The 15,948-nt window shown below is 55.5% G+C and carries 14 protein-coding genes; 12 read left to right on the top strand and 2 right to left on the bottom strand.

Going from position 1 to position 15,948, the window contains the following annotated elements; genetic code table 11:
- Nucleotides 1-77: 77 nt before the first annotated feature.
- From Dvar_RS06385 to Dvar_RS06345, 9 genes are all read left to right on the top strand, one after another.
- Entirely contained in the window at nucleotides 78-2,183 is a 2,106-nt protein-coding gene (locus tag Dvar_RS06385) for a TonB-dependent receptor plug domain-containing protein (protein ID WP_419660871.1), read from the top strand.
- Between the two features lie 170 nt (nucleotides 2,184-2,353).
- Complete coding sequence (locus Dvar_RS06380) at nucleotides 2,354-3,052, top strand: class I SAM-dependent methyltransferase (protein ID WP_419660870.1); 699 nt, start codon at nucleotides 2,354-2,356, stop codon at nucleotides 3,050-3,052.
- 22 nt (nucleotides 3,053-3,074) lie between these two features.
- A complete protein-coding gene (locus Dvar_RS06375) occupies nucleotides 3,075-3,752 on the top strand; it encodes an SPFH domain-containing protein (RefSeq protein ID WP_419660869.1) in 678 nt (225 codons plus the stop codon).
- 149 nt (nucleotides 3,753-3,901) lie between these two features.
- On the top strand, nucleotides 3,902-4,528 hold the full coding sequence (locus tag Dvar_RS06370) for a class I SAM-dependent methyltransferase (RefSeq protein ID WP_419660868.1): 627 nt from the start codon (nucleotides 3,902-3,904) through the stop codon (nucleotides 4,526-4,528).
- Nucleotides 4,529-4,569: 41 nt separating this feature from the next.
- Entirely contained in the window at nucleotides 4,570-5,676 is a 1,107-nt protein-coding gene (locus tag Dvar_RS06365) for a mechanosensitive ion channel family protein (protein WP_419660867.1), read from the top strand.
- A gap of 63 nt (nucleotides 5,677-5,739) precedes the next feature.
- On the top strand, nucleotides 5,740-6,447 hold the full coding sequence (locus Dvar_RS06360) for an ABC transporter ATP-binding protein (RefSeq protein WP_419660866.1): 708 nt from the start codon (nucleotides 5,740-5,742) through the stop codon (nucleotides 6,445-6,447).
- On the top strand, nucleotides 6,440-7,690 hold the full coding sequence (locus tag Dvar_RS06355) for an ABC transporter permease (RefSeq protein ID WP_419660865.1): 1,251 nt from the start codon (nucleotides 6,440-6,442) through the stop codon (nucleotides 7,688-7,690). The genes Dvar_RS06360 and Dvar_RS06355 overlap by 8 nt, the downstream gene beginning before the upstream one ends.
- 40 nt (nucleotides 7,691-7,730) lie before the next feature.
- Nucleotides 7,731-8,474: an outer membrane lipoprotein-sorting protein gene (locus tag Dvar_RS06350; RefSeq protein ID WP_419660864.1), complete on the top strand. Its 744-nt coding sequence runs from the start codon at nucleotides 7,731-7,733 to the stop codon at nucleotides 8,472-8,474.
- Nucleotides 8,475-8,485: 11 nt separating this feature from the next.
- Nucleotides 8,486-9,883 carry a hypothetical protein gene (locus Dvar_RS06345; RefSeq protein ID WP_419660863.1) on the top strand — a complete coding sequence of 466 codons (1,398 nt, stop codon included), beginning with the start codon at nucleotides 8,486-8,488 and terminating at the stop codon, nucleotides 9,881-9,883.
- Here Dvar_RS06345 and Dvar_RS06340 read toward each other — a convergent pair.
- Complete coding sequence (locus Dvar_RS06340) at nucleotides 9,880-10,068, bottom strand: hypothetical protein (RefSeq protein WP_419660862.1); 189 nt, start codon at nucleotides 10,066-10,068, stop codon at nucleotides 9,880-9,882. The two genes, Dvar_RS06345 and Dvar_RS06340, sit on opposite strands and share 4 nt — an antisense overlap.
- Nucleotides 10,069-10,338: 270 nt before the next feature.
- Nucleotides 10,339-11,091, bottom strand: a complete 753-nt coding sequence (locus Dvar_RS06335; RefSeq protein WP_419660861.1) for an IclR family transcriptional regulator — start codon at nucleotides 11,089-11,091, stop codon at nucleotides 10,339-10,341.
- Nucleotides 11,092-11,630: 539 nt separating this feature from the next.
- Between Dvar_RS06335 and Dvar_RS06330 the strand changes: the two genes are divergently transcribed.
- The 3 genes from Dvar_RS06330 to Dvar_RS06320 all read left to right on the top strand — a co-directional run bounded on the left by Dvar_RS06330 (nucleotide 11,631) and on the right by Dvar_RS06320 (nucleotide 15,948).
- Entirely contained in the window at nucleotides 11,631-12,704 is a 1,074-nt protein-coding gene (locus Dvar_RS06330; RefSeq protein WP_419660860.1) for a methyltransferase, read from the top strand.
- Nucleotides 12,705-12,738: 34 nt separating this feature from the next.
- Nucleotides 12,739-13,602 carry a Rossmann-like domain-containing protein gene (locus Dvar_RS06325; protein ID WP_419660859.1) on the top strand — a complete coding sequence of 288 codons (864 nt, stop codon included), beginning with the start codon at nucleotides 12,739-12,741 and terminating at the stop codon, nucleotides 13,600-13,602.
- 93 nt (nucleotides 13,603-13,695) lie between these two features.
- Nucleotides 13,696-15,948, top strand: coding sequence for a TonB-dependent receptor (locus tag Dvar_RS06320; RefSeq protein ID WP_419660858.1), 2,253 nt, complete (start codon nucleotides 13,696-13,698; stop codon nucleotides 15,946-15,948).

Genomic DNA, 15,948 nt, shown 5'->3' with positions numbered 1-15,948 from the left:
ATCCCAATACCAGAATCGCTATCTGATACTGGTTAGTCATGCAGACTTGTTCACGTGATAGAGGAAACAGAGAGAAAATGAGACCGAACTATTTGAAGTGGTGTGTTATCATATGGTGCGTTGTGATTGCAGTGACCTGTATATCTTCCCCGGGATTGACCGAAGAAATCGAGGAAACGACAACCCAGGATCGGGACCAACAAGCCCGGGCCCAGCAACTGGAACCGGTCGATGTTGTCGATGATGCCGCGTCCCGGCGCCAGGACCTGGAGTTGGACAGCATCACCAACCCTTACCGCATCGAGGCCAGCGCCCGGTTCGGCACCGAGGTGCTGACCCGGAAAGACATCCAGGATCTGAAACCCAGCGATGTGTACGACCTTCTCGACAAGGCCGTGGGCATTGATGTGTCCTATCAGGGACGCAAGCACCCGTTCTTCATCCGCACACGCGGAGGCGGAAGCTTCACCTCCATCATCGACGGCGCCGTGCTGCCGCCGTCCACTGACCGGATCCTTTACAAGTTCCCGGTGGCGGCCATCGAAGAGATGCAGATCGTGCGTGGCTCGACCGCCCTGACCATCGGTCCGTCGATTCCCATCGGCGCGTCCAGTTCCGGCTCGGGGGTCAATACGGGATTTGTGATTATCCGCACCAAACAACCGAAAAAAACCGAAGCGGTGTTGAGCGGATCCGCCGAAAAATCAGCCGGCGGCCATCCGGTGGCCACCAATGCGAGTTTATATGCCGGTACCCGCTATGCGGGATCATCCCGATGGGAAGGATATGTCGGCGGCCTGGCCGCCATGATCGATCGCCCCAGCCAGGACAGCTGGTTCGACGGACGCAGTGCGCAAAACGGAATGATCAATGCCGGCGGCCGCTTCGGCAAAATGAACGTGAACCTGATGACCTATCATGATACGGGCGACTTTGAGATGCAGCGCGGCATTGCCGACGATGGCACGCTTTCCGACGCCAAGTGGTATTACGACCCGCTGAAAACAAGAGTTTACACAGGTGACATGGGAATCCACTGGAGCGAGAACCACTCCACCCTTTTCAATGCCTTTCAGATCGACTACGAGCAGACCGAGCATAACGACAGCTTTGTCTCAGCGGATACGACCACCAAGGAATATGAGGAGGACACCAAGGGCTTCGGCCTGCGCCACAACTCCCGCTTCGGTGGGACGCTGATTCAACTCGGCGGACAGTTCTCCAACAGCACTGGATACGGCCCTAACCTCAGCCGGGGCTACAACAGGTATGATACCACGATAACGGGCTGGTCGGCCGCCGTGGAACAGGGATTCTTCGACGGCAACCTCATTTTCGACGCCGGCTATCGGGAGGATACGAAACATATCGACAACTCCAGCTCCGGAAGAAGTGAAAGTCAGGCAACCGATATCGCCAACAACGATGTCGACATGGCGCCCTCGAAAGTCTTCGCCATGGGCGCGCACTGGCAGGCCAACAGCATCTTTGCCCTGGACGGCCGGTACTTTTACGGCAAGCAGGGAACCACCGGCGATTTCGACATGCGCAGTGAATCCGGCAGCCTGGACCCCGAGCGCCAGGATCGTATCGAAGTCGCCCTGTCGGCCGCCCTGGCCGGGTTTTTCAGGCCAACCGTCACCTGGTTCAGGATCGACACGGAAAATGAAAAATCGTCCACGGATTCAACATATGAAATCGACGGTTCCACGTATTACTATTACGAGCAGTCCGACGAGCTACGGCAGGGATTCGAATTGCTGATCAGCGGTAATATCGGCCATCGCACTACCTACCGGCTGAGTTGGACGCATATGCTGGACAGTGAATCCACCAGTGATGGGGAGACGACCGACGCCCTCGGTATATCCTCACCGGAAAACAGCTACCTGGCGTCGCTGAGCCATCGCTGGAGGGCTTACAAAGCCAATCTTTCCGTGAAAGTGGTGGACGACTGGACCCAGTCCGGCAGCCCCAGGGGCGTGGCCGCGGAAAAGGACCTGGGCGGGTACACGCTGCTGAGCGCCAACGTCAAAAGGGATTTCAATATCAATCCGTTGCTTCTGACCATCACCCTTTACGGCCGCAATCTTCTGGATGACGACTACTCCACGCGGTACGTGACCGGCTATTATCCGGATCGGGGACGGACAGTAGGCGCAGAATTCTCACTTTCCTTTTAAACAGGATCTATTAGGCTATTAAGCACCGTAGGTTGGGTCGAGCACAGCGATACCCAACATCTGGATTCTATCCTTTTTTGTTGGGTTTCGTACCTCAACCCAACCTACGAGGGCTAAAGCGCGTCTTGGATAAGGGCGCAGGAAAAAAATCAAAACGATTGGGCAAACCAATGCTGACATCAGAAAATCCCTCTTCCACCCTATCGGCGGGCGACACCAGCGAAGCAAAAAAAACCGGTGCCGACAGGAAAATGGATGTCTCCCGCTACGACGAGCAGGCGCGGGGCGTCAACGCGCCCATTTACGCCTACTACGCGGAAAAAATCAAACAGGCCACCGCCATTACCAGCGGTGTGTGCCTGGATGTGGGCTGCGGTGGTGGTTATCTGGGGCTGGCCCTGGCCCGGATCACCGACCTGAACTTTATTTTTATGGACCGCTCCGCTGCAATGCTCGAGCGGGCTGACAGACACATTATCGAGGACGGCCTGCAAGGCAGAGCGCGGACCCTGCCAGGAGATGTGCATCGCATCCCCCTTGAGGACAGCGCCGTCAATCTGGTCATCAGCCGCGGGTCGATCCCCTTCTGGAAGGATCCGCAAATCGCCTTGAAGGAAATTTACCGGGTACTGGCGCCGGAAGGCAGGGTTTATGTGGGGGGTGGCCGTGGAACCCCCGCCATGCAGGAACAGATCGCCGCCGACCTGAAAGCGCGCGGCATCGCGCCTCCAAAAGATCGCCCGAACCGTGAAGGCCCGCCCCGACGGATGATGAAGCGCGACTACAACGAAATTCTGCAAAAAACCGGAATCCCGTTTTTCAGCGTAATCAAAGGGGATGATGGGATGTGGATTCAGATGTGTAAATAGTTTTCGAAAGGCAATGCTGGTTATGCCAACTTTTGAAATTATCATAATCGTCACGGCGGGCTTCATCGCTGTTCTCGCATCGGTCCGGATCACGCGTCAATACGGCCGGGCGGTCGTTTTCAGATTCGGCCGCCTGGCCGGGATGAAAGGGCCCGGGCTGTTTCTCATCATTCCCCTGGTGGATCATATCGTGCGCGTGGACCTGCGGGTCAGGCAGCTCGACGTGCCCAAGCAGACCATCATCACCCGTGACAAAATTTCCACCGACCCGTCCGGATCGCCACACGCGCAGTTGATCGATGTCTGCGGCGGCATCAACGTGGCTGACTGCCAGTTGGCCTCCGGCTCGGGCCAGACACCGGTGACCATGGAATCAGTGCTCATGTGGCGGCCGGAGGTCATCATCATCACCACCAGCCAGGCCTTTGCCGGGCATGCACCGGGCGACGCCTCCTGGAAAAAAACGCCAGCCGTTCAACACCGGCGGGTTCATCTGCCCCCCGGCCAGCCATTCAACTGGTTCGACTGCCCGCCCGGCGTCAACCGCATTGTGGGCATTCCCTGGACCGCGCATGTTCTTTATCCGGATCTTTTTCCCCGGGCGTGGCTGGAAAACAAGGTCAAGACGTTTTATGCGCTTTATTACCATTATGATCTGAGCAACCAGGAGCTGGAGGCCCTGCTCAGCGGCCAACCATAACGGCCAAAGGGAACGTATGGCGGATTGATGCGAGACAATCAGACAGGATTTTAAACGTCAGAAAGAAGAAAATATGCTATAAAAAGATGCCGCTTGCATTTCGATGGCATCTTCAATATTGAAACCATCATCATCAAAGGACATGAAAAATGACAATCGATGCGCAGAAATATGACAAAATCGCACGCACTGTTTTCGCCCCGGTATTCCCGCTGATCGCCGACCAGATTGTCGCCTACACGGGGATGATCCAGGGAACCTGCCTGGATATCGGCTGCGGCGGCGGGTATCTGGGAGCGGCCCTGGCCGACAAAACAGATCTGTTCGTCCGCTTCTTTGATGCATCGCCGGACATGCTGGAAATCACCCGGCGCACAATTGCCGAAAACGAGCTGACCGAGCGCGCCGATACCCTCCAGGGCAATGTCACGGCCATCCCCCTACCGGATGCCTCCGTTGATATAGCCGTCAGCCGCGGGTCGATATTCTTTTGGGACGATTTGCCCCGCGCCTTGACGGACATTCACCGAGTGCTTACCCCCGACGGCTGGGCATACATCGGCGGCGGCTTCGGATCAAAGGCGATAACCGAATCCATCGTCTCAGAGATGAAAAAACGCAATCAAGGCAGTGATGAATTCAGGGATCGCGTGCGCCGCAACCTGGGGCCGGAATCGTGCGAGCGCTTTGAAACGGCGCTGAAAACGGCCGGGCTCGATCGAGCCTCGATCCTGCACGACGAGGAAATCGGATTGTGGATCGTCATCCGCAAATAACTCGTAATGATTTGAATTGAAATCAACCCGGAGAAAATGCCATGCCCGCCACCACACCGCCCATGCCTCCCGACTGGCTGCCCGGCATGCTGGTCGACACCTGGAATTTTCTGGCCAAGTTTCCCATTGTCCTGTCCATTGTGATCGTCATCGTGGGCCTGTCCCTTGCAGTGGCGGCCCACCGGTTCATCCTCTTCTGGGGATCCAAGATCACCGCCCGCACCGCTACCGAGTTGGATGAAAAGCTTTTGAGTATCATCGCCCGTGCAGCCGCCCTGGTGGTGGGCTACATCGCCCTGGCGGTCGCCGTGCAAGTCCTCGGGCTGGGAGAATTCGCCCAAATGGTGACCCTCCGCCTAATGTTGAGCGTGCTGATCCTGCAGCTGATCCAGGCGGCCATCCAGGCCGGCAACCTGGGGCTGGAGATCATGGGGCGGGTACGTAACCGTTTCCCCATTGTTGAAGAGCGAACCATCCCATTGTTCGACCTGATCATCACCGTGGTCATCCTGGCCATCGGCGCCTATGCCCTGCTTCAGGTCTGGAACATCGATCCCGCAGCCTGGCTAGCTTCCGCCGGTGTGCTCGGTATTGCCGTGGGTTTTGCGGCGCGGGATACCTTGGCCAATCTTTTCGCCGGTTTTTTTATCATCGCCGACGCCCCCTATACCATTGGGGATTATATTGTGCTCGGCAGCGGCGAGCGTGGCTTCGTGGTCAACGTCGGCATCCGCTCCACCCGCCTGCGCACCCGTGACGACGTGGAGATCATCATTCCCAATGCTGAAATGGCGAATGCGAAGATCATCAACGAATCCGGTGGAATAAGAGACCGCTACCGCCTGCGCATCAAGGTGGGCGTGGCCTACGACAGTGATCTTGACCAAGTGTGCGCCCTTCTGGATCAGGTGGCCCGGGCCCAGCCGGAAGTTATCAGGAATCCGCCCCCCCGCGTGCGCAATCGTGGTTTCGGCGACTCCAGTGTGGATTTCGAGCTGCTCTGCTGGATCAGGGACCCGGCCGACCGGGGACGGATCAGTCATGAGCTTTACATGGCCGTATACAAGCTGTTCGATCAGGAAAAAGTCAACATTCCTTTCCCGCAGCGTGATGTGTGGGTCAGGCAGCTCTCCCGAGATCCTGTTTGATAAATCCGTCTAAGATCCGACTGACGGCTTGCCCGTCCAGACATGAATAGGAGTATGAATGCCATGGAAATCGTCTCCTTCGATCAGGTTTCCAAAAGTTATCGCATGGGCGAGGTGGACGTGACCGCACTGAGCCAGGTGAGCTTGCTGATTAGTAAAGGTGAGTTTGCAGCATTGGTGGGTCCTTCGGGCAGCGGCAAAACCACCGCACTCAACTTGATTGGCTGTTTGGACAGCCCCACCACCGGCGAGGTGGTCGTGGCGGGCCAGTCGGTCGGCCGCCTGAATCGACGTCAGGGGGCACAGTTTCGGGGAAAAAAACTGGGATTCGTATTCCAGGACTTCAATCTCCTGCCGGTGCTCACGGTATTCGAGAATGTGGAATATCCCCTGCTGATGATTCGCGACATGCCCAAAGGCGATCGCCACCCAGCGGTCGAACAGGTGCTGGAAGCCGTCGGCATGACCGATCAGGCCCGTAAATATCCGGGACAACTTTCCGGCGGCCAGAAACAGCGGGTGGCCATTGCCCGCGCCCTGGTAGGCAATCCGGAGCTGGTCCTGGCGGACGAACCCACGGCCAACCTGGACAGCGCCACGGCCCAGCGGGTGATGGTCCTGATGAAACGCATGCGCGACACATTCGGCACCACGTTCGTCTTTTCCACTCACGATCCCCGGGTCATGGATCAGGCGGAGGCGACGTTTTACCTGGAAGACGGAAGGCTACTGGACGCGCCACCAGCATACGGGGAGGGCCGCCATGCTTAAAATCCTGCGTCTGGCACTGAAAAACCTGCTGCGTCACAAGCGCCGGACTCTGCTCACCGGCATGCTGATCGTTGTCGGCATTGTGGCGATGATTGTGTTCGTCGGGCTGAGCGGATCCTTCAAGCGGGCCATCGTGGGGCAAATCACCGATTCCATGTTGAGCCATCTGCAGATCCACCGCAAGGGGTACATGTCCAGCGTGGACAACCTGCCGCTGGACCGCATGCTTCCGGCGAAGTCCTATGCGAAGATCTCCTTACTTCTGACGCAATCAACCGGGGTTGAAGCCTTTTCTCCACGAATCAAATTCGGCGCCATGTTGAGCAATTACGCCCAGACCACCAATGTCCGGCTCAACGGTATCGATCCGCAAAAAGAACAGGCCACCGTGCCACTGCTCAGTACGCGTATCCGCGATGCCGCCCATAAAGATCAGTTGGTGGCCCGCGGCGAAGTCCTGCTGCCCGAGGCCCTGGCCCGGGGCATGGGCCTCGGCAGCGGCAATACCGTGGTATTGGTGGCCAACAACAAAGACGGCTCGGTCAACGGGATGACTTTCAAGGTGGTCGGCCTGATCGAAAATCTCATGGGCCCGGGCGGCCGGGACGGATATCTGCATATCGACGATGCCGCCGCCCTACTGCGCATGGAAGCGCGTGAAGTCAGCGAAATCGCCGTAAGGATAAACGATTTTGATCGCATCGACGCGGTGACCGCGGCACTGCGCAACGCGCTGGGTCCCATGACCAACAAGCAAAACAAACCCATGGTCGAACTGCACACATGGTGGCAGTTAACGCCGTTTTATAACGTGGTACGCATGATCAATATCATGACCTTGGGCATCCGGGCGATCCTGATCGCCGTGGTGCTGATCAGCGTACTCAACGTGATGATGATGAGTGTTTACGAGCGGGTGCGCGAGATCGGCACCCTGGCCGCCATGGGCACTCCGCCGGGACGGATCCTTTGGCTGTTCGTGGCCGAGGGATTCTGCCTGGGGCTCTTCAGCGCCCTGGCCGGAACGGCCATCGGTTTGCTGATTCTCTGGATCTTGAATCTCAAAGGGGTGTCCGTGGCTTTCGGCGGCGCCAAGCAGGTGTTCACCCTGGCCCCCAGCATTTCGCCGGGCGAACTGATTTCGGCCTGTCTCATCGTCCTGGGCGTTTCGGTTTTGGCCAGCCTGCAGCCGGCTGCCAAGGCGTCGCGGCTTGCACCGGTGGATGCCTTGCGCCATATCTGATTAATTCATCACATGTGATTCTGCCAAACGGGAGTTTGAAATGAGAATAGCCTTGAAAACGGCGGTTATTTTAATGCTCTGCATGCTGCCCGGCGTAGCTTGCGGGGAGCCACCGACCGGCACTGATATCCTCGCCCAGGTGGACCGGAACCTCCAGCCGGACGATTTTGAAATGTACCGCAAGATTATCAACATCGAACCGGACGGTAGCCGCAAGGAATATGTGCTCTGGTTTCTGAAAAAAGACCTGGACAAGGTCGTGACCCTGTTCGTTTCCCCGGCCAGTGATGCGGGGCGCGCTACCTTACGCCTGGGTGAGAACATGTGGCTCTACATTCCCAATGTGGGCAAGCCCATCCGTATTACCAGCATGCAGTCAGTGGTGGGCGGCGTCTTCAACAATGCCGACATCATGCGCCTGGACTACAGCGTCGAGTACGACGTGACGGATTTGCGGGAAGATCAGGGCCAGTATCTGCTGGAGCTGAAAGCCAAAACCGGCGCGGTGGCCTACGACCGTCTGAAGATGTGGGTGCTCAAGGATGATCGCGTGCCTACGCGCATTGATTGCTTCGCCGCCACTGGAATGCTCATCAAAACCCTGCATTTCAAGGAGATCAAGGATATCGGCGATGGGGTCAGGCGTCCGTCGGTAATGGAGACCGAGAGCCCGCTGCACAAGGGGTATCGCTCGATCATGATTTCCGCCAATCTGAAAAAACGCCAGCTGGCGGATGAAGTCTTTACCCTCAACTACCTGCACCGGATCAAGGATCTGCGCTGAGTGGAGCGGATTTGGCGATAGACCTTAAAATAACGGTGATAGACCGCGTTATCCATCGTCGCGGCATCGGCATATGGTTTTCTCCCCACAGCTTTGCCCGGAACGTTATTCTGGCGCTCACCGTCTTCTCCCAGATAGTGGTGGCCGCCTGTTGGGGCAAGGCCACCGCCGGTGAATATGATTTCACGATCCCCGAAGCGCAGCCCAAACCCTGGGAACTGGGCGCCCGCCTGGAGGCCCGCACCATCTACCATCGTTTCGACGAGGACTCAGCCCGCTATCGACAGATCCAGTTCCAGGATGATCCCGGCACCGATGCATTTGAATGGCACCTGTCGGGAGAGCTTTCGGGCAGGATCCGGACAGGCTCGCTACAGGCCGTTTTGCTGACCCATCATGAATATGCCGATACCATCACCGAAGACGAGTGGATCAACAAACTCTACGAGGGATACGTGTCGCTGACGCCCACGGCGTCCCTGACCCTGGATGCAGGCAAAAAACGGGTGCAGTGGGGCAAAGGATATGCCTGGAACCCGGTCGGATTTATCAATCCCTCCAAGGATCCCGACGATCCGAGCCTGAATCTTGAGGGCAGCACCTACGCAGGGGTCGACCTGATCAAGAGCTTCACCGCCGGCGGGCTGGCCAACATGGGGTTGACCGCCATGCTGCTGCCGGTCATCGAGGACTGGACCAATGTGGATTTCGGTGAAGACGGTGATCTGAATGCAGCCTTCAAGCTTTACCTGCTCTGGCATGACACCGACCTTGATTTCATTTACTACGACGGACCATCCCAACCACTGAGCCTGGGGATTGATTTTTCCAGAAACCTGGCTGAGAATATCGAGGTGCATGGTGAGCTGGCCTATCAGCAGGATGTCTCCCATGTTCTCATTGAAGCGGATGGCACGCTGACACACAGCGAGGATGATCAGGTCAGTTATCTTTTCGGGATACGCTACCTCAACACCCTGGAAACCACGTTTATTGCCGAATATTACCATAACGGCGGCGGATACGACCAGGACCAGATGGAAGATTTTTTCACCTACCAGGAAGCGGCCTTTGAGCACTGGCAGACCACCGGCGACGGATCGTTGATGCAGCGCGCCGGCCGGCTCGCAGGCCCGGTCTATGAGCAGCGCAATTTTGGTGAGGATTACGCCTATCTCAAAATTTCTCAAAAAGAGCCGTTTGATATCCTCTATTTCAATCCCTGGATCACATCGATTGTCAACCTTCAGGATCTAAGCTTCAACCTTCAACCCGGCCTGACCTGGACGCCGGTGACCAACCTGGAATTCAATTGCCGGGTGGGGATTCCGGTGGGCGCCGCCAAGACCGAGTTTGGTGAAAAACTGGACGTGTGCCGCCCCGAAGTCTGGGTGCGCTATTATTTTTAAGGAATCAATTCCAGATTGATTATTGATATGGAGGCAACCATCTGATCCTTGACCTCCATGGAGCAGAAAAACTTGCCTTCGTAATACTCGGGCCGGGTAGCGCCGAAGACGCTGCTGTCGATCTTGACGACAGCATCAAAATCTTCTCTTTTTATGGTTCTGATTTTAATTTGATCCAGGTTCACATCACCCTCCTTGTGGTTATCCGGTTAGGAACTGGGTACATAATATTTCACAGTATGCAAATCTATTTTTATTAGTATTTCATTACGTTACTTTATGCTTTTTCAAACGCTACGAGGTGAAAAAAAAAGCACCCGACGGCATCATTGCTCATCAATAAGAAACGCAGGACCGGGCGACCCGCCGCAACATACGGGTTTTCCGATCCTGCGCAGGGGAGACGAACCGATTGGGGGATAAATATCGGTTCGATACATTTTTCTGGATGGGGACTAGTTCAATATCGTTTTAACTTTTTTGGCAATGAGATGCATATGGTTGACAATTTCAATCGTCTTCTCCCTGGGCATGACCGAGGAAAACCCGACCACCCACATTAAAAGGGGAAGGTTTCTGAATCGATCCAGATTCATGGCGATGGATTTGACACCGGCGATATATTCTCCATCATCTACGGCATACCCATGAAGGCGCACGCTGTTCAGCGCTTCCAGGTATTCTCCCTCCTCCACAATGGAAAGGTGGGTATATGGAGTCAACCCTTTTTCCCGTATAATATCGAGGGCTTCCTGGTTGCTGAGCGATGCCAGATACGCCTTGCTCACCGCCCCGGCCATAAAGGGAACCTTGCTGCCCGGGGAAGAGGAAATGGCCAGGGAATTGGATGCCCGGGCCGTTGCAATGACTGTGATGCCGGATTCGTTTAGAACGCCGAGGAACACAGAGTGGCCAATGGCCGTACATAGCGCATCGATAAGCGGTTGGGCCTGGTTGGTGATGGCATTGTAATGGCCGCTTTTAATGGCCAGATTGACAAAGGAGGCACCAAGAAAGACTTTTTTCTGAAAAGGGCTCTGATACAATGCACCGACCTTGAGCAGTGCCTGGATCAAACCATGGGTCGTTCCCTTGCTGAAGCCGAGTCCTCTTGAGATATCGGTCAGACGCATGCCATCTTTTGCTTCAGCGACGGTGTTCAACAGTAAAAATGCTTTTTGTACGGCAGGGGCCTGGTAACCTAACATGGGCAGTCTCCTGTGATTTTTATTCCGACTGGTTTCTATGAGCGTTGACGGTTCACTATAGTCAAACTTGGGGAGTAGCATGGGATCATCCTTTGCCCGCATCAGGGAGAAAAACCAGCCCTTCAATTTACGTTTTTACACGTCATGTTTTCTTTAACACGTCACTATTGGTAAAGGCGGAATGCCATTTTGTCAATAAAAAAGTACGCCCTATTCAAATCAACACGACCGCTGAGAGGCAGCCGAATCGGATCTATGACCATAATATTATTAATTAATTGAAATCACTGCACTACAACGCAGATAGAGAGGCCCAGTCGATATGACGTTTAAAAATATTATTTGACATTCCTATAGTATGTTCTTTATAAGAGACCAACGTTAGGTTAATAAACGCATAATGACCGTTGTAAATTACTTATCAAAATGAATTGAAGCGTCATCAAGACCAATCTGAATCCAGACCAAAGTTCAGAGTGGCGAATTATCCTCCAGGTTTCATACATAAGATTGAGAAAATACGTAAAGGAGAGCGAAGTATGGCCATGAAAAATCATCTGTTAATGAATCTGCGATTGCCGGCGGGAATCGAAAAACTGGACCAGGTTATCGAAGGCTATCAATCCTACCAAGCCCTTCAGACCGCCCTGGAGCTGGGCGTATTTGAATTTCTGGACAAGCGCGGCTCCAGTAACCGCAATGCCGTTGCCGAGGGAATCGGCATCAACGGCATGTTTTCGCGGGACTTTCTCAGCGCCCTGGTGGATATGGGCTTTTTGTCTATCCAAGGCGAGATGTACACCAATACCAAAGCCGCCAATGACTTCCTGCTCTCGCGCAGCCCGTTTTTCCAGGGGGATTGGGTTCAAAGCGCCAACAGGAATTCTCACTGGAGCAATCTGACGGCATCGCTTCGCCGGGATCAACCGGAAAAGGATAATTTCAAGGCCGGCCCCAGCGCCGCATTTCTCGATGCCCTGGGTCAACGCGCCGTGCGTGGGGAGCTGCAATCAGTAACAGAAGCCATCTCCAACTGGGAGGGCTTTTATGGCGCCAGACGCCTTTTGGACATCGGCGGCGGCCACGGCCTGTATGCCATTGCCCTGTGCCAGGCCAGTCCCCATCTGGAAGCGACCATACTGGACAAACCCCATGTCATCGAAACCACCATGCGCTATGTGACCGATTTCGGCATGCAAAATCGCGTCGTCGCCCAGGCCGGAGACATCACCGAGGATGATTTCGGGTCCGGCTATGACATCGTGATCGTTTCGCATCTGCTCTACAAATTCCGCAAGAATCTGGCACCGATTTTCGACAATGTCTGCACCTGTCTCAACCCCGGTGGCCTGCTGGTATGCAACCACTGGTTCTGCGCCCCCGGATGCGCCGCCGAAGAAAGCGGTGTCCGGGAACTGGCCAAGGCACTGCAAAGCTTCGGTCATCCGCTTTGTCATGTGGATGATTTCGATAATCTGTTTGCCGCCAAGGGGCTCAAAATTCATGATACCCGCGTCGTGCCCACGTCTTTCGGCCCGTCGCGACTCAGTCTAGCCGTCAAGGAAAGCGAGCCGGCCATCTGTACGTCACAACCGTCGTGCTGCTGCGGTTAATGCAACTCTCAAAAAGAAAAGAGCGTGTTAGAAAATGATCGAACCAATATCCCCTTCAACACAACCGTCCAATCCCCTGTTGATGAAAACGGTAGATCGTCTGCGGTCCATGCTGGGCCCGGAAATGGATCTTTTAACCATTGAGCGCGCCGTGATCGGCATCTTCTTCTCAGGCATCAAACTATCCAACGGCGAGGGCGGCATCTGTTTCACGCCGGTCAAGGAAATCCCCGAGGCGGTCTGCTGTCCCAGCTCGGCCCGCGCCATGCCCAATTCAGGAAAGTTGGTCGGCCAGCCGGTAGGATACTACATCCAGCGCATGCAAAACGGCGGACCGCTGCAAAAAGCCCTGGGCATCGCCGTCCTCAACGCCCTGTCCGCCACCTGCTGGCGCGCTCAACCACCCACAGAATACCGATTGATCACAGGCGCTGATCCGGTCGAGAATCGAACCATCGATGATGATGCCAACGTCGTTGTTATCGGTGCGTTGGTCCCCTATTTCAAAATGCTCAAACAACGCAAAAAACCGTTTACCATTCTGGAAAAGGATTCGCGCACGCTCAAGCCCGACGAAATGCAATTTTTCCAACCCCAGGAAAAGGCCGCCGTGTGTATTGCCGACGCGGATCTTCTGATCATCACCGGTACCACCTTGATCAACAATACCCTCGAAGACATTCTCGGCCACATGAAAGACGGCGCCGAGGCCATACTGGTCGGCCCCACGGCCAGCATGCTGCCGGAGGCATTTTTCGAGCGCGGCATCGTCTCCATCGGAGGCATCGTGGTAACCGACGCGGACCGGCTGCTGGGTACCCTGACCGAGGCAGGCTCCGGCTACCATTTTTACGGAAAATCAGCCCAGCGGCTGGTCATTGAAAAACATATAAATTAAACCACCAATAACAGCAATTGTTCCATTGCAATGACACGTACTCACGCTGATACGACAAAGGAATCAGAAGCGACTTGAGAAAAAGGGATCCACATGAGAACACGCGCATATCTGAACTCGAGCAGGACGTCTGCCATTTTTTTATTGGTGGTCATGTTATTCTTTTCAGCGCTTAACGACAGCCATGCACAGGAAGCAGCCCAAACGGACGCGGAAATCCAGACCCTACCGCCAGTGGATGTGGTCGATGAAAAGGAGCAATCAACAACCATCACACCGTCAAATTCGGCGGTCGGGACCAGGGAAACCATCGGCCGCGACACCATTGACGTCCAGGGTGGCATGGATCAGATCAGCCCCTACAAAGCCATTTCCATGCAGCCCGGTGTGGACATCCGTTTCAATGATGCCTTTGGCATGGAATTGTCGCACCGGATCCGCGGCAAATCGGACCGCAACATCGGTGAAACCGTCGAAGGGTTGCCGCTCAAGGGCATCGGACCCGGTGGCAGCCTGTCCACGATGATGGATCTCGAGAATGTCCAATCCATTTCCCTTTCCAAGGGTGCCGTATCGGCGGACAGCGGTTTCGGATATGGCAGCGATAACGGCATGGTCGACATGCATGTCCGCCGGCCAACCGACGACGCCCACGGCACGCTCAAGCAGGCCCTGGGAAGCGACGCCTTCACACGCACTTACCTGCGCGTGGACACCGGCAACATGGGCCAGGCGGCCAAGGGGTTTGTCTCGGGGTCATACACCGAAGCCGACAAATGGAAAGGCGAAGGCGATTCACCCGACGGCCGCAAGAACGTTGCCGTGGGGCTGTCGGGCACATCCGACCAGCCCGTCCAGTGGGAAATTTACGGGGTTCACAACGAGGATAAAAAACATAACTACAAAGGGCTCACCTATGAGCAGAGCCTGGATCTATCTGCCAACCGATATGTGGACTACAACACCACCCTGACCGGCGACAGCGCCACGGACGCCAAATACTATGACTACAACCACCAGGAGTTTAAAACCAGCACAGTCTTCGGTAGAATTCGTGTGCCGATCGCAGAGAGTTCCGCAATTACCGTGAAACCTTACTATCTGCACGATGAAGGATTCTGGTACCTGGGAAGCAAAGACAAAGTAGTGGACTGGTTTGTCGATCACGACACCATGGGCGGCGTGATCGAGTACAGCTATGCCATTAACCAAGGCGAGATCAAGGCCGGCTACTGGTACCAGGAAGACGAGGCGCCCGGCCCACCCACCTCCAGAAAAAACCGCTCCACGGACGGCCTTGAATTCCTGGGCTGGGAACGGTTGGTGGAAGTGGACAACCACAAGTTCAGCAGCCCTTTTGTCACGGCCGAAAAGACATTCGGAGCCACCACCCTGGCCGGTGGTGTGCGTTATCTGTGGCTGACCCAGCCCGATCTGACCAGTTACGATACCACGGATCTTCCCGATGTCGGGTATGAAGAGGCGCTGGCGCTGGATCCGGATGTTCAGCTGCATGTGGAGGGTCAGACCCATGAGATTTTCCTGCCCAATATCGGCATCACCCACCGCCTGCTGGACAGCATCCAACTCCGGGCAAGCTATGGCAGGACCTACAATACGCCCCAGTACAGCCTCGGCAAGCAGATCACAGCACTTCAAAAGGCCGGCCTGAGCGATACCCAGCTGCAGGCCGTCTGGGACAGCATCGAACCGGAAACCGGTGACAATTTCGATCTGGGTGCGAACATCTCCTTTAACCGGGGATTCATCGCACCCACGGCCTTTTACTCCCTGGTCAAGAACGTGGGCGGCAGTTTTTACGACCCCACGCTCGACATGACCTACACCCAGAACTCGGCCGAAGCCCAGTCCTACGGCATAGAGCTGGCAGCTGGATATACGATCACGCCGGAGCTGAACATCAGCACGGCGGTAACCTACACCCAGTATGAATTCACCAGCAATCTCGAAGCGGCCGGCGGCTCGATCATCGAATCCGACGGACACCAGATCCCGGACGTCCCCGAATGGATGGTCAACCTCTCATTGGACTGGGAAAAGAACGGCTACCGGGTCACCCCGGCCATCCGTTATCTGGGCGAACGGTATGTTGACGTTGAGAACAAGTACACGCTGGACGACCATTTTCTCGTGGATCTGGCCCTTGCCAAAACTTTCAAACTGACCCAAAGGCAGGCGCTGACCCTCTCGGTCTCAGCGACCAACCTCTTGGATGAAGAATATATCTCCGATATTTCAGCCTCGGACGCCTCCATCGGCCAGGACACGACCTATACCGTCGGTGCGCCGCGGACGTTTTTCGTCGCCCTGCGGTACGATATATAG

This window comes from Desulfosarcina variabilis str. Montpellier, assembly GCF_048565275.1.
GTDB lineage: Bacteria > Desulfobacterota > Desulfobacteria > Desulfobacterales > Desulfosarcinaceae > Desulfosarcina > Desulfosarcina variabilis.
The sequence above is the reverse complement of the archived record's forward strand: the minus strand, read 5'-3'. Positions and strand labels throughout refer to the sequence as shown.

Bases quoted from the DNA above. Each gene is read 5' to 3' on its own strand.
- Dvar_RS06385 (WP_419660871.1), top strand. From the start codon at position 78: ATGAGACCGAACTATTTGAAGTGGTGTGTTATCATATGGTGCGTTGTG.
- Dvar_RS06380 (WP_419660870.1), top strand. From the start codon at position 2,354: ATGCTGACATCAGAAAATCCCTCTTCCACCCTATCGGCGGGCGACACC.
- Dvar_RS06375 (WP_419660869.1), top strand. From the start codon at position 3,075: ATGCCAACTTTTGAAATTATCATAATCGTCACGGCGGGCTTCATCGCT.
- Dvar_RS06370 (WP_419660868.1), top strand. From the start codon at position 3,902: ATGACAATCGATGCGCAGAAATATGACAAAATCGCACGCACTGTTTTC.
- Dvar_RS06365 (WP_419660867.1), top strand. From the start codon at position 4,570: ATGCCCGCCACCACACCGCCCATGCCTCCCGACTGGCTGCCCGGCATG.
- Dvar_RS06360 (WP_419660866.1), top strand. From the start codon at position 5,740: ATGGAAATCGTCTCCTTCGATCAGGTTTCCAAAAGTTATCGCATGGGC.
- Dvar_RS06355 (WP_419660865.1), top strand. From the start codon at position 6,440: ATGCTTAAAATCCTGCGTCTGGCACTGAAAAACCTGCTGCGTCACAAG.
- Dvar_RS06350 (WP_419660864.1), top strand. From the start codon at position 7,731: ATGAGAATAGCCTTGAAAACGGCGGTTATTTTAATGCTCTGCATGCTG.
- Dvar_RS06335 (WP_419660861.1), bottom strand. From the start codon at position 11,091: ATGTTAGGTTACCAGGCCCCTGCCGTACAAAAAGCATTTTTACTGTTG.
- Dvar_RS06330 (WP_419660860.1), top strand. From the start codon at position 11,631: ATGGCCATGAAAAATCATCTGTTAATGAATCTGCGATTGCCGGCGGGA.
- Dvar_RS06325 (WP_419660859.1), top strand. From the start codon at position 12,739: ATGATCGAACCAATATCCCCTTCAACACAACCGTCCAATCCCCTGTTG.
- Dvar_RS06320 (WP_419660858.1), top strand. From the start codon at position 13,696: ATGAGAACACGCGCATATCTGAACTCGAGCAGGACGTCTGCCATTTTT.